The organism is Galbibacter orientalis DSM 19592 (assembly GCF_000260115.1).
Classification (GTDB): Bacteria; Bacteroidota; Bacteroidia; order Flavobacteriales; family Flavobacteriaceae; genus Galbibacter; species Galbibacter orientalis.
The window spans coordinates 2,680,234-2,698,882 of sequence record NZ_JH651379.1; the positions used below are offsets into that span (position 1 = coordinate 2,680,234).

At 33.9% G+C, this 18,649-nt stretch carries 17 protein-coding genes; 10 read left to right on the forward strand and 7 right to left on the reverse strand.

Annotated elements, in window-relative coordinates; genetic code table 11:
• Positions 1–45: 45 nt before the first annotated feature.
• The 3 genes from JOOMADRAFT_RS11815 to JOOMADRAFT_RS20320 form a co-directional block, all read right to left on the reverse strand.
• Positions 46–609, reverse strand: a complete 564-nt coding sequence (locus JOOMADRAFT_RS11815) for a DUF4136 domain-containing protein (protein ID WP_008613663.1) — start codon at positions 607–609, stop codon at positions 46–48.
• A 162-nt stretch (positions 610–771) separates the two neighbouring features.
• The gene (locus JOOMADRAFT_RS11820; protein ID WP_008613664.1) at positions 772–2,763 is read right to left on the reverse strand and encodes a urocanate hydratase; all 1,992 of its coding nucleotides are present in this window, start codon (positions 2,761–2,763) and stop codon (positions 772–774) included.
• Positions 2,764–2,799: 36 nt separating this feature from the next.
• A complete protein-coding gene (locus JOOMADRAFT_RS20320; RefSeq protein ID WP_008613665.1) occupies positions 2,800–2,952 on the reverse strand; it encodes a DUF5522 domain-containing protein in 153 nt (50 codons plus the stop codon).
• A 146-nt stretch (positions 2,953–3,098) separates the two neighbouring features.
• Here JOOMADRAFT_RS20320 and JOOMADRAFT_RS11825 point away from each other — a divergent pair, with 146 nt between their 5' ends.
• The 4 genes from JOOMADRAFT_RS11825 (at position 3,099) to hemL (ending at position 6,573) form a co-directional block, all read left to right on the forward strand.
• Positions 3,099–3,425, forward strand: a complete 327-nt coding sequence (locus tag JOOMADRAFT_RS11825; RefSeq protein WP_008613666.1) for a hypothetical protein — start codon at positions 3,099–3,101, stop codon at positions 3,423–3,425.
• Between the two features lie 40 nt (positions 3,426–3,465).
• A complete protein-coding gene (locus JOOMADRAFT_RS11830; protein ID WP_008613667.1) occupies positions 3,466–4,362 on the forward strand; it encodes a 1-aminocyclopropane-1-carboxylate deaminase/D-cysteine desulfhydrase in 897 nt (298 codons plus the stop codon).
• Positions 4,359–5,183, forward strand: a complete 825-nt coding sequence (locus tag JOOMADRAFT_RS11835) for a glucosaminidase domain-containing protein (protein WP_008613668.1) — start codon at positions 4,359–4,361, stop codon at positions 5,181–5,183. The genes JOOMADRAFT_RS11830 and JOOMADRAFT_RS11835 overlap by 4 nt, the downstream gene beginning before the upstream one ends.
• A gap of 106 nt (positions 5,184–5,289) precedes the next feature.
• Positions 5,290–6,573 carry a glutamate-1-semialdehyde 2,1-aminomutase gene (hemL, locus tag JOOMADRAFT_RS11840; protein ID WP_008613670.1) on the forward strand — a complete coding sequence of 428 codons (1,284 nt, stop codon included), beginning with the start codon at positions 5,290–5,292 and terminating at the stop codon, positions 6,571–6,573.
• 64 nt (positions 6,574–6,637) lie between these two features.
• Here hemL and JOOMADRAFT_RS11845 read toward each other — a convergent pair whose 3' ends face one another.
• Complete coding sequence (locus tag JOOMADRAFT_RS11845; protein ID WP_008613675.1) at positions 6,638–7,105, reverse strand: hypothetical protein; 468 nt, start codon at positions 7,103–7,105, stop codon at positions 6,638–6,640.
• A 145-nt stretch (positions 7,106–7,250) separates the two neighbouring features.
• A complete protein-coding gene (alaS, locus tag JOOMADRAFT_RS11850) occupies positions 7,251–9,866 on the reverse strand; it encodes an alanine--tRNA ligase (protein ID WP_040879714.1) in 2,616 nt (871 codons plus the stop codon).
• 117 nt (positions 9,867–9,983) lie between these two features.
• Between alaS and JOOMADRAFT_RS11855 the strand changes: the two genes are divergently transcribed.
• The 6 genes from JOOMADRAFT_RS11855 (at position 9,984) to JOOMADRAFT_RS11880 (ending at position 13,892) form a co-directional block, all read left to right on the forward strand.
• Positions 9,984–10,961 carry a M23 family metallopeptidase gene (locus JOOMADRAFT_RS11855; RefSeq protein WP_008613679.1) on the forward strand — a complete coding sequence of 326 codons (978 nt, stop codon included), beginning with the start codon at positions 9,984–9,986 and terminating at the stop codon, positions 10,959–10,961.
• Entirely contained in the window at positions 10,961–11,290 is a 330-nt protein-coding gene (locus JOOMADRAFT_RS11860) for a MerR family transcriptional regulator (protein ID WP_008613681.1), read from the forward strand. Before JOOMADRAFT_RS11855 ends, JOOMADRAFT_RS11860 begins: the two co-directional genes overlap by 1 nt.
• 107 nt (positions 11,291–11,397) lie before the next feature.
• Positions 11,398–12,000: a LemA family protein gene (locus tag JOOMADRAFT_RS11865; protein WP_008613683.1), complete on the forward strand. Its 603-nt coding sequence runs from the start codon at positions 11,398–11,400 to the stop codon at positions 11,998–12,000.
• A 64-nt stretch (positions 12,001–12,064) separates the two neighbouring features.
• Positions 12,065–12,508, forward strand: a complete 444-nt coding sequence (locus JOOMADRAFT_RS11870) for a TPM domain-containing protein (protein ID WP_008613685.1) — start codon at positions 12,065–12,067, stop codon at positions 12,506–12,508.
• 6 nt (positions 12,509–12,514) lie between these two features.
• Positions 12,515–13,315, forward strand: coding sequence for a TPM domain-containing protein (locus tag JOOMADRAFT_RS11875; protein WP_008613687.1), 801 nt, complete (start codon positions 12,515–12,517; stop codon positions 13,313–13,315).
• 28 nt (positions 13,316–13,343) lie between these two features.
• The gene (locus JOOMADRAFT_RS11880) at positions 13,344–13,892 is read left to right on the forward strand and encodes a hypothetical protein (protein WP_008613689.1); all 549 of its coding nucleotides are present in this window, start codon (positions 13,344–13,346) and stop codon (positions 13,890–13,892) included.
• A gap of 304 nt (positions 13,893–14,196) precedes the next feature.
• Here the strand turns inward: JOOMADRAFT_RS11880 and JOOMADRAFT_RS11885 are convergent, their stop codons facing one another.
• Positions 14,197–16,941, reverse strand: coding sequence for an outer membrane beta-barrel protein (locus JOOMADRAFT_RS11885; protein WP_008613691.1), 2,745 nt, complete (start codon positions 16,939–16,941; stop codon positions 14,197–14,199).
• Positions 16,942–17,102: 161 nt separating this feature from the next.
• The gene (gene der, locus JOOMADRAFT_RS11890) at positions 17,103–18,407 is read right to left on the reverse strand and encodes a ribosome biogenesis GTPase Der (RefSeq protein WP_040880077.1); all 1,305 of its coding nucleotides are present in this window, start codon (positions 18,405–18,407) and stop codon (positions 17,103–17,105) included.
• Positions 18,408–18,649: the final 242 nt, after the last annotated feature.

Genomic DNA, 18,649 nt, shown 5'->3' on the forward strand with positions numbered 1-18,649 from the left:
AAATTGTGAGGCTAACTCAGTTTAAAATATTTTATAAATACTATTTTATTGTCCGTTTTGAACTACAGCTACTTGTGTAGAAACTGGAGGGAACTGTTCTAAAATTTCTTTAACAAATTCGGTTATACGTTCCTCTTTTTTAGCTAGATTTCCATTGGTAACCAAATAACCAGTTCCTTTACCTTGCCAAACTAATTCTTTTTTACCAGCATCAATTAAGTCAATATAAAGTGAGCCTTCGGTTTCCGTAGACACAGAATTATAACCGCCACCCCAATATGGGTAACCGTAATAACCCCAGCCCCAACCAACGTTATTATAAACACTAACACGATCCACTTCTTTAGTAAAAATACTTACTAAAATATCTGGATTCTCAGATAATCTATAGCCTCTATTCTGTAGTTCGTATTGTATTGAGCGTAAGATTCTTTTCTTATCAAGATCAGAAATTTCTGCTTTATCAATACCAGGTTTATAAAACGCAAAAGTTTTATACTTACTAAAATCTACGTGTCGGTCGTAATCTGTTGCAACACTTACACTAGAGCAAGCGCTCATAAGGAGTGTAACAAGCAACATTCCAGAAAGGAGTTTTATTGTTCTCATGGTTTATTTTTTTATTGTTTTTAATTGCCACATAAAACATCCAAATAATTAGCCTCCTAAGCGACTTAAATTAAATATGAATGTTTCATTTTATTTCACTTTAAAGTTCTTCGTTTATTTAAAAATTTCATCTAAAACTAGATAAAAAAGGTATTCTAATTACTATAGCAAATCTTCATCTACAAAATTTGGAAGTGTTACTTTTAAATTAGGCTCAGCATTCATTGCTCGTTTTATTGCAAAAACAGCTTCTTCATTTCTTGCCCAGCTTCTTCTAGCTATTCCATTATTTACATCCCAAAATAACATAGATTGTAAACGTTTATCTGCTTCTATAGTACCATCAAGAACCATACCAAAACCTCCATTTATAACTTCTCCCCATCCAACGCCACCGCCGTTATGAATACTCACCCAGCTGGCACCTCTAAAACTATCACCAATTACATTATGAATAGCCATGTCTGCTGTAAAACTAGAACCATCATATATATTAGAGGTTTCTCTGTATGGAGAATCCGTTCCACTAACATCATGATGATCTCTCCCTAAAATTACAAAACCTATTTCATTATTTGCTATTGCCTTGTTAAAAGCTTTGGCAATTTCTATTCTTCCTTCTGCATCTGCATATAAAATACGTGCTTGAGAACCAACTACAAGCTTATTTTCTTGAGCAGATCTAATCCATTTTATATTATCCTCTAATTGTTTCTGAATTTCCTTTGGAGCTGTTGCTTTTATACGCTCCAGTACTTGACAAGCTATAGCATCTGTCTTTTTTAAATCTTGAGGATCTCCACTAGCACACACCCATCTAAAAGGACCAAAACCATAATCAAAACACATAGGTCCCATAATATCTTGCACATAACTTGGGTATTTAAAATCGATATTATTTTTTGCCATCACCGCTGCACCTGCACGTGAAGCCTCTAATAAAAAAGCATTTCCATAATCAAAAAAATACGTTCCTTTTTCTGCATGTCTGTTTATAGCTGCTGCATGTCGGCATAAACTTTCTTGAACTTTAGCTTTAAAGGTTTCGGCATCATTTGCCATTAAGGATTGCGATTCTTCAAGAGATAATCCCACAGGATAATACCCTCCAGCCCATGGATTGTGTAAAGAAGTTTGATCGGAACCTAAATCAATATAAATATTTTCTTTATCAAATTTCTCCCAAACATCTACTACATTTCCTTGATAAGCTATGGAAACAGTTTGTTTTTGGACCTGTGCTTCCTTTACTCTTTTTGTTAATTCATCTAAATCAGAAATCACTTCATCTACCCATCCTTGAGAATGCCTTGTCTCTGTTGCCTTCGGATTTACCTCTGCACAAACAGTTATACATCCTGCAATATTTCCTGCTTTTGACTGAGCTCCACTCATTCCTCCCAAGCCAGAAGTTACAAAAACACCTCCCTTAGGGTCTTTCTTAATTTTTCTAAATCCATTTAAAACCGTAATTGTTGTTCCATGAACAATTCCTTGCGGACCAATATACATATAACTTCCAGCAGTCATTTGTCCATATTGAGTAACTCCAAGCGCGTTAAATTTCTCCCAATCGTCTTGTGCTGAATAGTTTGGAATCATCATCCCGTTTGTTACCACCACTCTTGGCGCATTTTTATGTGACGGAAATAACCCCATTGGATGCCCACTATACATTACCAAGGTTTGCTCATCATTCATTTCGGCCAAATACTTCATCGTTAATCGGTATTGTGCCCAATTTTGAAAAACAGCTCCATTCCCTCCATAAGTAATCAACTCATGCGGATGCTGCGCCACTTTTGGATCAAGATTATTCATAATCATCAACATAATTGCAGCAGCATGTTTTGACTTTGCTGGATATTGATCAATAGGCCGTGCATACATTTTATAATCTGGACGAAGTCGATACATGTAAATACGACCGTAAGCTTCTAACTCTTCTTTAAATTCTGGAAGTAATTCTGCATGAAACTTCTTATCAAAATATCGTAATGCATTTTTAAGGGCTAATTTCTTTTCTTCTGAAGTTAAAATATTCTTTCGCTTTGGAGCGTGATTCACATTTTTATCATATTCCTTTTTAACAGGAAGCACCTCTGGAATCCCAACTAAAATTTCGTTTTCAAAAGTATTTTGGGTATCAATCATCAATCTATTTTTTATAAAATTGAAATTTTCAATTCGTTATCTTCTATTCTTTTTAAAACCATACGGACAATGCCTACATCCATTCTCACAACAATACCCTCTCTTTAAATGATATTGTTCTGTAAAAACCCGATAGCCCTCAGGCGACAAATAATAATCACCTTCTTCAGGCTTTAAATTTTTTTTCATCTATTGTACTATTCTCAAAAAAAGTTATAAAAATTATGCTTTTCTTAAATTAAGATTAAAAATAACCGTTATAAATTTTTATAACAGCAAATCCTATTATCTTTACAAAGATAACAGAAAACTACAGCTCTACTAAAAGCTGCTTTATGATTCTAATTTTTAAATACATTTTTCCTAAAAGATATGTTGGCCTTACACTTTGGCCTGTAATTATCTTAAAAGAAAATAGACTAAAAGAAGACGATGTGCTTATTAACCATGAGCGAATTCACCTAAAGCAACAATTAGAATTATTTATTCTCCCTTTTTACATTTGGTATCTAATAGAATGGCTTATTGGCGTAATGCTATTTAGAAATTTTAATGAAGCTTACAGAAATATAAGTTTTGAAAAAGAAGCCTATCAAAATGAGCGAAACTTAAATTACATAAAAGAGCGACCATTTTGGGGCTTTTTAAGCTACCTATTTTAAACGTTCCTCTTATCTTTGAATTCTATAAAGAGAGATAGTTTTGCACAACCAAGAAATTGTTCTAGAAGAAACAAAAAATGCCAACGTTCAACTTTTCATCAAACGTGAAGATTTAATCCATCCGTTTATTTCTGGAAACAAGTTTAGGAAATTAAAATACAATATTGCAGAAGCCAAAAGACTAAATCATGATACTTTATTAACTTTTGGAGGCGCCTATTCCAACCATATTGCTGCTACTGCATATGCTGGTTTTGAAAACAATCTAAAAACAATTGGAGTTATTAGAGGGGAAGAGCTTTTAGATAAAATTGAAGAAAATCCTACACTTTCTTTTGCCAAAAAACACGGAATGTCTTTCAAGTTTGTAAGTCGATCCGACTACAGAAGGAAAGAGGAACCTGCTTTTATAGCATCTTTAAAAAATACCTACCACAATTCATTCATAATTCCAGAAGGAGGCACCAATGAACTTGCTGTTAAAGGTTGTGAAGAAATTTTGGAAAAAGAAGATTTTGATTTTGATTTCATTTGTGTAGCTGTAGGCACAGGAGGCACTATTTCAGGACTCATAAATTGTTCACAACTCCGTCAACAAGTTTTAGGGTTTCCCGCTTTGAAAGGCAATTTTTTACAAACAGAAATTTGTAAATTTGCACATCAAGTTAATTGGAATTTACATACAGATTATCATTTTGGCGGGTACGCAAAAGCTGACAAAGAATTAGTAAATTTCTTAAATTGCTTTAAAGAAAAAACAGACATTCCTTTAGACCCAGTTTACACTGGAAAAATGATGTTTGGAATACTAGACTTGATAAAAAAAGGTTATTTTAAAGAGAATACAAAAATTTTAGCGATTCATACCGGAGGTCTACAAGGTATTTCTGGAATGAATATTCGCTTAAAACAAAAGAATTTACCCCTTATAAAATGATTATAAAACGGCTTATTTATACTTTTCTCATACTACTTTTAGTAAGTTGTGGCGCTAAAAAAAAGGCTTCTTCGTCTAAAAAAAATTCTAGAAAGTATCCTACTACAAATACACGGACTACGCATAACAAAAATGATGTTGAAACAAACAATAATAGAACTACCGAAACTTTAGAATCTACTTCCAGAACTACAGTTTATACAGCTACTGTAGAGGAATATATTGATGTTTTTAGTCCGATTGCTGAACGCCAAATGCAAAGTCACGGAATTCCAGCTAGTATAATTTTAGCGCAAGGAATTTTAGAAAGTGGCGCAGGAAAAGGAGAATTGGTTAGAAAAGCAAATAATCATTTTGGGATAAAATGCCATACTGGATGGACTGGAGAAAGAGCGTACCATGATGATGATGCCAAAGGCGAATGTTTTAGAAAATATAGATACCCAGAGCTTTCCTATGAAGACCATTCGGAATTCCTAACCACCAGAAGTAGGTATGCTTTTTTATTCGATTTAGATAAAGACGATTACCGTGGATGGGCAAAAGGACTTAGAAGTGCAGGTTATGCAACCGATAGACGGTATCCAGATAAATTAATAAGTTTAATAGAAAAATATCAACTTTACAGATATGATGCAGCGGTTTTAGGTACAAATCCTGCTAGAAGAAAGCAAGTAGCAGAACAAACGTATCGCGTTTCTAAAGGAGACACCCTGTATTCCATTTCAAAACGCTATAATGTTTCTGTAGATGCTATAAAACGAAAAAACGGATTAAGAAATAATAATATTAAAATTGGACAGATATTATATCTAAATTAAACTACATCGGGGCAAGCCCGAGGTAGTCAAACGAAACAAATTTAACTCATTTCGACGCAAAGCGTCGGTAAAATTAAACCCTCTATGAGGGATTAAAATAAAAAACATGGAATATAAAAGAAGTAGTGCCCTTTTTGCTGAAGCCAAAAAATACATTCCAGGAGGAGTAAATTCTCCTGTTAGAGCATTTAATGCTGTAGGTGGAGAGCCCATTTTTGTGAAGCAAGCAAAAGGCGCCTATCTATATGATGAGGACGGAAATAAATTAATAGATTATATAGCATCTTGGGGACCAATGATTTTAGGTCATGCTTTCCAACCTGTTGTGAATGCGGTTATTGAAAAAACACAACTTGGTACTTCCTTCGGTATGCCTACTCAAATAGAGACAGAAATTGCTAAACTAGCAGTTTCTATGGTTCCTAATGTTGATAAAATTCGTTTTGTAAATAGTGGAACTGAAGCCTGTATGAGCGCCGTTAGATTGGCTAGAGGTTTTACAGGAAAAGATAAAATTATCAAATTTGCTGGTTGTTATCATGGACACTCAGACTCTTTTTTAATCCAAGCAGGAAGCGGCGCTGTAACTTTTGGAAGTCCAAATAGTCCTGGAGTAACTCAAGGAACAGCAAAAGACACTTTGCTTGCTAGATATAACGACTTAGAAAGTGTAAAAGCTTTAATTGAAGCAAATAAAAATGAAATTTCTGCAATTATTATCGAGCCTGTTGCTGGAAATATGGGATGTATTATTCCTAAAAAAGGCTTCTTAGAGGGCTTGCGTAAACTTTGCGACGACCATAAAATACTCCTCATTTTTGATGAAGTAATGACGGGGTTTAGGCTTGCACAAGGAGGCGCTCAAGAGTTACTAAATATAAAAGCAGATATTGTAACTTTTGGAAAGGTTATTGGTGGCGGACTTCCAGTAGGGGCCTTTGCTGCTAGAAATGAAATTATGGATTATTTGGCGCCGCTAGGCCCTGTTTATCAAGCAGGAACTTTAAGTGGGAATCCTCTTGCTATGGCAGCTGGATTAACAATGCTAAAAACATTATTCGAGCATGAAGATATTTTTAAAAGCTTAGCCGATAAAACTGCTTATTTACACCAAGGTCTTGAAAAAGCTCTTGAAGAGTCGGAATTAACATATACTATAAACCGACTAGGATCTATGATTTCTGTGCACTTTACAGAAGAGGTATACGATTTTGAAACTGCAGCTAAAGGGAATAACAGCTATTTCAAAAAGTTTTTCCACGGAATGTTAAACGAAGGAATCTACCTTCCTCCTAGCGCTTTTGAAAGTTGGTTCTTAAATAATGCCTTAACTTACGAAGATTTAGACAAAACTATTGATGCCGCAACCAAGGTTATCAAATCATTATAAAACCGAAAAAGCCTCGAAACTCAACAAAGTTTCGAGGCTTTTATAAAACTAACTAACCAACCTATTATTTTCTAGCAGCCATTCTATGATCACGTTTTCCGTGCTTTTTATGCTGACTTCTCTTCCACATTTTATATTGATCTTCATCTAAAATATTTTTCATTTTAGTCTGAACAGCCAATTGCTCATCTAACATAGCGTTCTTCATTTCAAAACGCTCTTCAACTGTAGGCTTCTCTTCTTTTTCTTTCATTTCTTTGAAAGACTCCACCTTAGCTTTATGCTTTGTAGCCAAATCTTTGTTTATTGCAAGAATATCTTTTTGTTGCGCATCTGTTAAGTCTAAAGCCAACGCCATTTTTTTTGTCTTTAACGTCGCAATTTGATCTGGAGTTAAATTTGCATATGCTTTTCTAAAATCTTCTCTTCGCTCCTTTCTATCTTGATCTCCACGTTTTTCTCTCGGTCTATCTTGAGCAAATGTTGTTCCCACAATAAATACAAGTAATAATAAGCTTAGTGTCTTTTTCATCTTTATACTGTTTTAATTTGTTATAATAATAAGACTGCAATTCAAAGCTATGGTTTAATTGTTGGGAGTTTTTTAACTAAATTCAGAAATAAAAAAAGCTCATAACAAAACTGTTATGAGCTTTTTTATTTAGTCTTTATCTTATCTATCCAATATAATCTTTTGCCTTTAATAAAGCCTCGGGTATTCCCACAGGATTTTTACCCCCAGCGGTTGCAAAGAAAGGCTGACCTCCGCCGCCTCCTTGGATTAATTTTCCAAGCTCTCTCACTATTTGTCCAGCATTCAACTCTTTTTCTTTCACAATTTCCTTAGAAACATAACAAGTCAGTATTACTTTTCCGTCATTTTCTGAAGCAAATAATAAGTATAAGTTTTTAAACTCACTTCCTAACTCAAAAGCTAAATCTTTTATACTTCCTTGGTCTAAATCTACTTTTTTAGCTAAAAATCTAACTCCGTTTACCTCTTCTAGTTCCGCCTTCAATTCTCCCTTTAAGCCTTTTGCCTTATCTTTTAGCAACTGCTCAATTTGTTTTTTCATCGCAGTATTTTCTTCCTGAAGAGCGGTAATAGCTTTTATTGGATCGACAGCATTATTTTTCAATACCGCTTTTACTTTATTAAAAGCTTCCGTTTGGTTTGCAAAATATTCTTTAGCAGCATCAAAAGTAATTGCTTCTATTCTTCGAACCCCGGCTGCAACTGCACTCTCATTAGTAATAATAAAATGCCAAATATCTCCTGTATTTGCTACATGCGTACCTCCACAAAGCTCCATGCTCTCTCCAAACTTTACAGCACGCACCAAATCTCCATACTTCTCTCCAAATAAGGCAACCGCACCTTCCTTGATAGCTTCTTGATATGGCATATGTCTATTTTCTTGCAATGGTAATTGCTCACGAATTCTAGCGTTTACAAAATCTTCCACCTGCGTAAGTTCTTCTGAAGTAACTTTTGCAAAATGCGAAAAATCAAAACGCAAATACCCACTATGCACCATACTTCCTTTTTGCTCTACATGCGTTCCCAACACACTTCTCAATGCTTGATGCAACAAATGTGTTGCGGTATGATTAGCAGCAGTTCTATTACGTTGTTTCTCATCTACAACTGCTCTAAAAGGATCGTTTAGATTTTTTGGTAAATTCTTAGAAAAATGAATAATTAGGTTATTCTCTTTCTTTGTATCTATTATATAAATAACGTCTCCATTAGTAGACTCTAAATATCCTTTATCTCCAACCTGACCTCCTCCTTCTGCATAAAAAGGAGTAATATTAAATACTAATTGATACAGCTCCCCATCTTTTTTACTTTCCACCTTGCGGTAGCGTGTAATTCTAACTTGAGTTTCCAACGTATCATAACCAACAAACTCTTCAATTGGATCGTCTATTAAAACTTCCCAATCTCCAGTTTCTATTTTTGTAGCTGCTCTGGATCTATTTTTCTGCTTCTCTAACTCCTCCTGAAATCCTTTTTCATCTAACTGAAATCCTTTTTCATCTAAAATAAGAGCTGTTAAATCGATAGGAAAACCGTAAGTATCGTATAATTCAAAAGCTTTACTCCCAGAAATAACCTTATCTGTATTTGCCCCGATAATATTATCTAACAATACTAATCCTTGTGCCAAAGTTCTCAAGAAAGAATTTTCCTCTTCTCTAATAACATTGATAATAATATTTTTTTCCTTTTTAAGTTCTGGAAAAAACTCATGCATTTGCTTAATAAGCGTATCCACCAACTTGTAAATAAAGGCTTCTTTTTGGTCTAAAAATGTAAATCCGTAACGAATAGCGCGACGTAAAATCCTACGTATTACATATCCAGCTCCAGTATTGCTTGGTAATTGTCCGTCTGCAATAGCAAAAGAAACCGCTCTAACATGGTCGGCAATTACACGAATAGCGATATCTATTTCCTCTTTAACTCCATATTTGGAATTGGTAATTGTTTCAATTTCTCTAATAATTGGAGTAAAAACATCGGTATCATAATTACTTTTCTTACCCTGTAGGACCATACACAAACGCTCAAATCCCATTCCAGTATCCACATGTTGTGCTGGTAGTTTTTCTAGAGAACCATCAGCTTTACGGTTAAATTCCATAAAAACTAGATTCCAAATTTCCACAACCTGAGGATGGTCTTGATTTACTAAATCTGCACCTGGAATTTTAGCCTTTTCTTCTGCAGAACGAATATCTACATGTATTTCTGACGAAGGTCCACAAGGCCCTTGATCTCCCATTTCCCAAAAATTATCCTTTTTATTCCCTAGAATAATTCGGCTTTCTGGAACAATTTCTTTCCAAAAATCGTAGGCATCTTGATCCATAGGAAGCCCTTCAGCATCAGCTCCTTCAAAAACTGTGATATAAAGAATGTCCTTATCTATTTTATAAACTTCGGTTAATAATTCCCAAGCCCATTTAATAGCATCTTTTTTAAAATAATCTCCAAAACTCCAATTCCCCAACATTTCGAACATAGTATGGTGGTAGGTATCTTTTCCTACTTCTTCCAAATCGTTATGTTTTCCACTTACACGAAGGCATTTTTGGGTATCTGTAGCTCGTTGATTTTTAGGTACTTTATTTCCTAAAAAATACTCTTTAAATTGATTCATCCCCGCATTGGTAAACATCAGGGTTGGATCGTCCTTAATTACCATGGGCGCAGAAGAGACAATTTCGTGACTCTTATCTTCAAAAAACTTCAAAAACTGCTTTCTTATCTCTCTGGAGTTCATCATAAAATCTTAACTTTTTCTAAAAATTACACTAACTGAAAAACAATTTATATATTTGCTCGTTACACAATTAGTTGCTACAACAATTTATGTGGCAAAAATAGAATTTTTAAACTAATGACGAAGGTAAAATATTATTACGATTCTGAAACATTATCTTACAGAAGGATTGAGCCTAAAAAAGGTAAAAAGGTTGTAAATATTAGTTTGTTTGTACTCGCTGCCTTTTTATTTGGTGGAATTTGTTTACTTATTCTATTAAATACTAATTTGGTAAACACTCCAAAAGAACTCTCCCAAGCTAGAGAATTAAAAAATTATGAATTTCAATTTGAGCTATTAGAAAATAAAATGACTCAAATGGAAGAAGTGCTAGCAAATATTGAAGATCGAGATAATAATATTTACAGACTTTACTTTGAAGCAAGTCCGATTCCAAAAGAACAACGAACCGCTGGTTTTGGAGGAGTTAATAGATATAGAAATTTAGAAGGATTTAATAATTCTGATTTAATAATAGACGCTACCGAGAAACTTGAAAAATTACAAAAGAGACTAGTAATCCAATCTAAATCTTTAGATGAGATAACTAGTCTTGCTAAAGAAAAAGAAAAACTATTGGCAGCAATTCCAGCAATTCAACCAGTAAGCAACGAAGATCTTACAAGAATGGCTTCTGGTTATGGTTGGCGTTCCGACCCATTTACTAAAGTTAGAAAAATGCATTATGGAATGGATTTTACTGCGCCAAGAGGAACTCCAGTTTATGCAACTGGAGACGGGGTTGTTACTCGTGCAGACAACAGGTCTTCGGGTTATGGAGAACATATTAGAATTGACCATGGCTTTGGCTATATGAGTCTTTATGGGCATTTAAGTAAATATAAAGTTCGTCCAGGGCAAAAAGTAAAAAGAGGTGATTTAATTGGCCTTGTTGGAAGCACAGGAAGATCTCAAGCACCTCATTGCCACTATGAAGTTTGGAAAGACGGCAACCGAATTAATCCGATTAATTTCTACTACGGAAGTTTATCTGCGGATGAATACGAAGCTTTATTACATGCTGCATCACAAGAAAACCAATCTCTTGACTAATGCATATAAATCTTCCAGAAAAATTATATTACAGCATTGGAGAAGTTGCAAAAGCCTTTGATGTAAACACTTCCTTAATTAGATTTTGGGATAAAGAATTTGATATTCTAAAACCAAAAAAAAACGCAAAAGGAAACAGAAAGTTTACTCAAGAAGATTTAAAAAACTTGAGTCTTATTTACCATTTAGTAAAAGAACGAGGCTTTACTCTGGAAGGTGCAAAACTTCACTTAAAAGAGCAAAAACAAAAAGCACTTTCTAATTATGAGATTATTCGTAAATTAGAAGGAGTTAAGGCTGAGCTCACTAAAATTAAAGATCAATTATAAAATTATTTCTCTATTCCGATTTTATTGCTGAATTTTGAAGAATCTTTTTTAAGAGAGGAGCATCCCCAGCTACAACAAAAATTAACAACTTAATAAAATATCGAAAAATGAAAAAGTGGATTATTGGTTTAATTGTATTGGCTATAATAGGTTTTGGAGTCTACAACTGGGCTGTAGGTTTTAATAACAAAGCCATTAATTTAAATGAAAATGTTTCTGAGGCATGGGGTAATGTACAAACTGCTTACCAACGTAGAAATGACCTTATCGGAAATTTAGTTAATACCGTAAAAGGAGCAGCAGATTTTGAAAGAAATACACTTACCGATGTTATTGAAGCCAGAGCAAAAGCTACTTCAGTAAATATTAACCCAGAGAATATCACTCCAGAACAGCTAGAACAATTTAACCAAGTTCAAGGTGGATTGAGTAGTGCTTTAAGTAGACTTTTAGTAAGTGTAGAGCGCTATCCAGAGCTAAAGGCAAACCAAAACTTTTTGAAATTACAAGACGAACTTACCAGTACTGAAAACAGTATTCAAACTGCTAGAGTTAGATTTAATGAAGCTATCAAGCCTTATAACAACCATGTAAAAACCTTCCCTAATTCTATATTAGCTGGCTGGTTTGGTTTTGAAGGTAAACCATATTTTGATGCTGAAGCAGGCGCAGAAAAACCTGTTGATGTTGAATTTGATTTTGACAAATAAAACATTTAGGTGCTGTGTAACAACAGCACCTTTTTTATAATAAACTCATTTAAGTTATTAACACATGAAATCATCTAAAGTAGAAGCATTCCTTTCTTCCGAAGAAGAGAAAGAGATTGTAGATGCCATCCGACAAGCAGAAAAAGAAACTTCTGGAGAAATTCGTGTTCATATAGAAGCTTCTAGTAAAAAAGATCCTTTAAAAAGAGCCCATGAAATTTTTCATATGCTAAAAATGGACAATACTAAGGATGAAAATGGAGTTTTGATTTATGTTGCCACAAACGACAAAACCTTTGCCATATACGGAGACAAAGGAATTGACAAGGCAGTTCCTAACGGTTTTTGGGATAGCACCAAAGACATTATACAAACACACTTTCGAAATAACCATTTTAAGGATGGGCTTGTTGAAGGAATTTTAAAAGCTGGAGTAGAATTGCAAAAGCATTTTCCATGGCAACACGACGATGTAAATGAATTATCAGACCAAATCTCCAAAAGCTAAATTTTGATGCAAAAACAAAAATTCGCCTTTCTATTATTTTTCTTAGCATGTATCTCTTTACAATCGATATATGCTCAATTTGATATTCCAAAATTACCCGAAAAACAAACTAGTGTTTATGACTATGCAAACGTATTTTCTGCTTCAGAAAAAACAGCATTAGAACAAAAGCTTATTAATTATGCTGACACTACTAGTACGCAAATTGTAATTGCTACGGTTCCTACAATAAATGGTGAAAATATAGGTATGCTTGCTCCTAAATGGGCACACGAATGGAAAGTAGGACAATCCAAAGAAGATAATGGCGTTTTTATTTTATTAGCTGAAAAAGAACGTAAAATATGGATTTCTCCAGGGTATGGTTTAGAGCAAAAGCTAACCGCTGGAATTAATGGAGAGATTATAAGAAATATAATTATTCCAGAGTTTAAAAAAGGCGATTATTACAGCGGATTAAATAAAGGAACAGATGCCCTTATCGACCTTTTTGCAGGTACTTATAAAGGCACTCCAAAGCCAAGAAGCAGAAAATCTTCTGGAGGTGGCGGTAGCGGATTTATTTTCCTTTTTATCATCTTTATAATTATTATGATTATTCTTTCTAGAAATAATCGTGGAGGTGGAAACCGTGGTCGTAGAGGTGGCGGTTTCGATTTAATGGACATGATTATACTTAGTAATCTTGGTCGTGGTGGTGGAAGCTTCGGCGGAGGTTCTTCTGGAGGTGGCTTCGGTGGCGGCGGATTTGGTGGCGGCTTCGGCGGCGGTGGATTTAGTGGTGGCGGCGCTGGCGGTAGTTGGTAGCTATACTGAGCTTAAGAAAACTACCTCTATGAAAAAAATATTATTCATTTTCATTTTATTCATCACCTACAGTTGTACAGAAAATAAAAAGTCTAGGCTAATATCTCAATATTATGAAGGGTTTAAAAACTCTGACTTTAACCAAATACGGAGTACAGTATCTGATACACTTATAATTACTGAAGGTGACTATATAATGACCTACTCACCAGATAACTATTACGACCATTTTAAATGGGACTCAACCTTCAAACCAACTTATAATTTGGTTGCCATAGAAAGTCAGGATAATACAATCACTACTACTGTCTCTGTAAGCTCTATAAGGTTTAAATTCCTAAAAAACGATCCTCTTATCTGTAAATATAAGTTTGCATTTAATTCAGGAAAAATAATCAAAATAGAAAATTTAGATTGTATTGACGTAAACTGGAAGCTATGGCAAAAAGAAAGAGATTCTTTAGTTAATTGGGTCAAATTAAATCACCCCGAACTAGATGGTTTTATTAATAATATAAGTGCGCAGGGGGCTAAAGATTATGTAAAGGCTATCGAATTATATAACACAAAAGACTAAAATCTCAAAAGTAGATGTCTCTTGCCTTAGTTTACTTTTACTTCTTTTCTCTTTCTAAATTTATGTAAAAATCTATTATACAAATCTAAAAGAACTTGTCAAAGCTAATTAATATACAAAATTAATAGCGTCCAAAACGTTTTTATTAATTTTTTTAAACGTACTGAATTTATTGAGGTTTTAATAAAATTCCATTGTTTTTGGTTTGGTTATGGCCTATGCTAAAAACATTGAAAATCAAGGAAACAGCAGTGGCAAGAAGATAAAAATAACTCATTCCGCCCCAAGGCGGAATGAGTTATTTTTATCTTCTTCTTCTACCTGGCGCTTTCCCTCCAAACTGATCAAATTTATAGCTAAAACTAGCCATAAAATATTGTGTTAGTACGGTACTTTGATAATCTTGAATATAATCGGCCCCAGTACTTCTGCTTACATTATTGTTTTGATTCAGCAAATCGTAAGCTAATACTTTAAAAGTTGCTTTCTTTTTAAAGAATTGATATCCTAAACTCATGTTCCAAAAAAGAGCATCTTTATCAAAATCGTCAGATACATTTCCGTTATAATTATAATTGATATCATTACCCCATACTACATTTCCAGGCCAATACGTTGTAGTTCTTAACGAAGCTGTATGCGATATAAATTCAATATCATCAAACCTATCAATATTATATTTTGTGTTATTATAAGAAATATTATACCCTGGTTCAATCTCTACCAGCTCTAAATAATTAAAAGTAGTACTAATTCTTGGACTAACACTAAACCGTTTTGAAATTAATTCCTGTCCGTTATTAAAGCTTACGTCTTTATTATAATTAATATTCGGATGGAAATTAAGTTTTACAGTATAAGTAGTATCTTTTTTTATTTGCTTAGAATATCCAAAGCCCAAATACGCATTATAGTTTCCGTTTACGTTTGTGAAGGTGGTAGTTCTTAAAAAATTTTCATCGGTAGTTGTTACACTTACTACTTTATCGTCTTGAATTTCTCCACCAGCATACAAAAACAAACCTGTACGTTCTCTCCAATTATAATTATTAAAATTTAACGACAAACGATGTGTTTTGGACACATCTAGATCTGGATTACCCTGTCTAATATTTAATGGGTTGTTGATATTTATAACAGGTTGCAACTGCCCAACCGAAGGCACTTGAATATTAGTACGATAATTTATTCGAAAACGCATATTTTGATTAAATCTGTATGATGACGATGCATTAAGCAACAAATTCTCATAACTTCTTTCAAAAGTTCCTTCATGTAAGTAATCATCATTATTTATATCGGTTAATGCATAATCTGCTCCAACTCTCCAACGCCATTTCTCCCCATCTCTACGGATACCGAGAGAAGGCGTTTGTTGAGTGTTACTAAATTCGAAATCGGTACTTAATGCATCATTAAAATTATCGTAACTCGATGTATTTTCATTAAAATCTAAAACATCATTCTCATTTCGCTGCTTCATATCTTCATAACCATATCCGAAATCCAAGAAGAATTCATTTCCAAGTGGCTGTCTGTACGAAACCCCTATTTCATATGTATCATTTCTATTATTAGTTGTGGTAAATTGGTTTACAGACTCTACACTTGCATCATCTCCAAAAATCTCTCTTGTAGACTGAAAATTTGATTCATTTTCGTTTTTAGAATTATTATTTGAAAAAGTAACTCTTACAAATTTACCAAGCGTATCGAGTTTCTTAATGATATTTAAGCTATTAGAAAAATTCCTTTGTAAGCCATCATCTAAAGTTTGTACATCGTTACTGTTTGAAAGTTCTCCATCCACATTTGTTGAAGTTGTATTACTTGTATCCATAGAGTTAGCTCTAGTAACATTCAAAGAAGGTTCTATAGAAACACGAAGCGTTTCATCAATATCAAACTCTAAATCTGCAGACCCGCTATTAGAATTTGTAGAACCATCAAATCGGGACACACTATTGGTAAAGAAGCTCCCCTCTGGCAATAAGTTCTCTCTAGATGTTTTTTGATCGTTATAAGAATCGCTATAAGCAAAGAAATAATTAGCACTTAACTCATAAGCATCCTTTTGAGCATTGGCATAACTTGCTCCAATGGTAGATGACGTTGTAATTCCTCTTCCGTAATTATTTATAAGTCCGTTGCTATTGGCAATATCATACCCACCACGAGTATTCCCAACCATATCATATATTTCGTCAAAAGAAAAACCTGCATTATTGATATTATTAGAACTGGCTATAAAACTAATCCGTTCTTTATCTTTAAAATAATTAAGCAAACCGTTTACTTGGTAGCGTTCATCTGTTCCGTAACCTAATGAAGCACGCCCCATATAGCCTTTATTCTTATCCTTTTTAATTGTTATGTTGATGGTTTTTGTTTCTCCATCCCCATCATCTCCAGTAAATTCTTGTGTTTTGGACTTTGTATCGGAAATCTGGATTTTATCTATAATCTCTTTTGGCAAACTTTTGGTAGCAACCTTTGGATCATCACTAAAAAATACTTGTCCGTTTACCAATACCTTATTAACCTCTTTTCCATTCACGGTAATTTTACCATCGGTATCAACCTCAACCCCAGGAAGTTTTTTCAAAACGTCCTCCACATTAGCATCTGGACGAGTTTTAAAAGAATTAGCATTAAATTCTAAGGTATCTTTAGAAATTTTAATAGGAACACGCTCTCCAACTACGCTAACACCTTCTAATTGCTCTGCTTGTAAAGCAAGAGCAATTTCCCCTAAAGCAATGCTCTTCTTGCTAAGAGTAATTACTTTCTTAACAGGCGTATAGCCATTATAGGTTATAAATAAATTAAGTTTTTCTTGAGCAGAATTTAAGTCTAGTACAAAGTTTCCCGTTTGATCGGAAATTGTGTAAGACACCATGGTACTATCTTGAATACTTTCAGCATAAACAGTAGAAGCTTCGAGAGGCTCCTTTGTAGTTTCGTCAATTACTTTTCCTGTAACCTCATATTCTTGCGAAAATGAAATTGCACTCATTACTAAGAAAAATAGTAGGGATATTTTCTTCATTTGTTTTGGTATAGTTTCTTCGAAAATAGAATAAAACCACTACCAATAAACGTAATATTTACTTTTTAATATTTTTTTAACTCAATAATCGCTATTTGCTTTGAAATGTTTTTTTAGTTTTCCTTCAATGCACCTACTGTTTACTATGAGAAAGTTTATTTTTATTTTTTTCTGAAATACACCTGTACTGGAACTCCTTTAAAATCAAAATTTTCTCTCAATTTATTCTCAATAAACCTACGATACGGATCTTTTACATATTGTGGTAAATTTGCAAAAAAAGCAAACTGAGGTGTTGGTGTTGGCAACTGAGTACAGAACTTTACCTTAACATATTTTCCTTTATGAGATGGTGGTGGAGTATGCTCTATAATAGGCAACATTGTATCGTTTAATTTAGAAGTAGCAATGCGTTTTGTTTTATTATTATAAACCTCTACAGCCGTTTCAATTGCTTTAAAAATACGCTGTTTTGATAATGCAGAAATAAAAATAATAGGCACATCCGTAAAAGGTTCAATTTGTTTTCTAATATAAGCTTCAAATTGTTTTACGGTATTCGTTTCTTTTTCAACTAAATCCCATTTATTCACTAAAATTACAATCCCCTTACGGTTTCTTTCTGCCAACCAAAATATATTTAAATCTTGACCTTCAAAACCACGAGTAGCATCTAGCACAAGCATTACCACATCACTATGTTCTATAGCTCGTACCGAACGCATTACTGTATAAAATTCTAAATCCTCTTTTACTTTGGCTTTTCTTCGGATTCCTGCGGTATCCATTAAGTTAAATTCAAAACCAAAACGATTGTATTTTGTATCTACACTATCTCTTGTAGTTCCTGCAATATCGGTAACAATGTAACGGTCTTCTCCTAAAAGAGCATTAATAAAAGATGATTTTCCCGCATTTGGACGTCCAACTACAGAAAATCTAGGAAGCTCTTCTTCAACAACACCAGAATCTTCTGGAAGTTTTTCTACAACAGCATCCAACAACTCTCCAGTTCCACTACCATTAATACTAGAAATAGTATAATACGCTCCTAAACCTAAAGCGTAAAATTCAACTGCATCTACTTCTCTAAGGGCACTATCCACTTTATTAACCGCCAAAAATGTAGGCTTATTTGCTCTACGCAATAATTGCGCAACCTCATCATCCATACCTGTTACTCCAGCAGTAACATCTACTACAAAAATAATTACATCAGCTTCATCAATAGCTAACTCTACTTGTTTATCAATTTCTTTTTCAAAAATATCATCACTTCCTACAACATACCCTCCTGTATCTATTAATGAAAACTCACGTCCATTCCAATCTGATTTCCCATAATGACGGTCACGCGTAACTCCACTAATTTCATCAACAATAGCATCTCTTCTTTTAATCATTCGATTAAAAAGAGTTGATTTACCAACATTCGGTCTTCCTACAATGGCTACAATAGCACTCATACTTAAAATTTTATGGCGCAAAGGTAATTCTATTTTTTCAGTTTTTAACAATTGCTTTTCAGGAAACCACTCTACACCATAAGGCACAGAAGTTTAAAGCTGATTAAAAGTTGTTTCCCGCGAATTTATAAATGTATCTTTTTCCGTATCCATAGGCTCTCAACGCCCGCTCAACAGCAACAAATAATATATTCATTAAGCTGCAACTACTATTTATAACACCTAAAAAGGCTCCTATAAAA

Coding starts and splice junctions, on each gene's coding strand:
- JOOMADRAFT_RS11870 (WP_008613685.1), top strand. CDS start 12,065: ATGAAATCATCTAAAGTAGAAGCATTCCTTTCTTCCGAAGAAGAGAAA.
- JOOMADRAFT_RS11865 (WP_008613683.1), top strand. CDS start 11,398: ATGAAAAAGTGGATTATTGGTTTAATTGTATTGGCTATAATAGGTTTT.
- JOOMADRAFT_RS11880 (WP_008613689.1), top strand. CDS start 13,344: ATGAAAAAAATATTATTCATTTTCATTTTATTCATCACCTACAGTTGT.
- JOOMADRAFT_RS11820 (WP_008613664.1), bottom strand. CDS start 2,763: ATGATTGATACCCAAAATACTTTTGAAAACGAAATTTTAGTTGGGATT.
- JOOMADRAFT_RS11855 (WP_008613679.1), top strand. CDS start 9,984: ATGACGAAGGTAAAATATTATTACGATTCTGAAACATTATCTTACAGA.
- JOOMADRAFT_RS20320 (WP_008613665.1), bottom strand. CDS start 2,952: ATGAAAAAAAATTTAAAGCCTGAAGAAGGTGATTATTATTTGTCGCCT.
- JOOMADRAFT_RS11860 (WP_008613681.1), top strand. CDS start 10,961: ATGCATATAAATCTTCCAGAAAAATTATATTACAGCATTGGAGAAGTT.
- der (WP_040880077.1), bottom strand. CDS start 18,407: ATGAGTGCTATTGTAGCCATTGTAGGAAGACCGAATGTTGGTAAATCA.
- hemL (WP_008613670.1), top strand. CDS start 5,290: ATGGAATATAAAAGAAGTAGTGCCCTTTTTGCTGAAGCCAAAAAATAC.
- JOOMADRAFT_RS11875 (WP_008613687.1), top strand. CDS start 12,515: ATGCAAAAACAAAAATTCGCCTTTCTATTATTTTTCTTAGCATGTATC.
- alaS (WP_040879714.1), bottom strand. CDS start 9,866: ATGAACTCCAGAGAGATAAGAAAGCAGTTTTTGAAGTTTTTTGAAGAT.
- JOOMADRAFT_RS11835 (WP_008613668.1), top strand. CDS start 4,359: ATGATTATAAAACGGCTTATTTATACTTTTCTCATACTACTTTTAGTA.
- JOOMADRAFT_RS11845 (WP_008613675.1), bottom strand. CDS start 7,105: ATGAAAAAGACACTAAGCTTATTATTACTTGTATTTATTGTGGGAACA.
- JOOMADRAFT_RS11825 (WP_008613666.1), top strand. CDS start 3,099: ATGATTCTAATTTTTAAATACATTTTTCCTAAAAGATATGTTGGCCTT.
- JOOMADRAFT_RS11815 (WP_008613663.1), bottom strand. CDS start 609: ATGAGAACAATAAAACTCCTTTCTGGAATGTTGCTTGTTACACTCCTT.
- JOOMADRAFT_RS11885 (WP_008613691.1), bottom strand. CDS start 16,941: ATGAAGAAAATATCCCTACTATTTTTCTTAGTAATGAGTGCAATTTCA.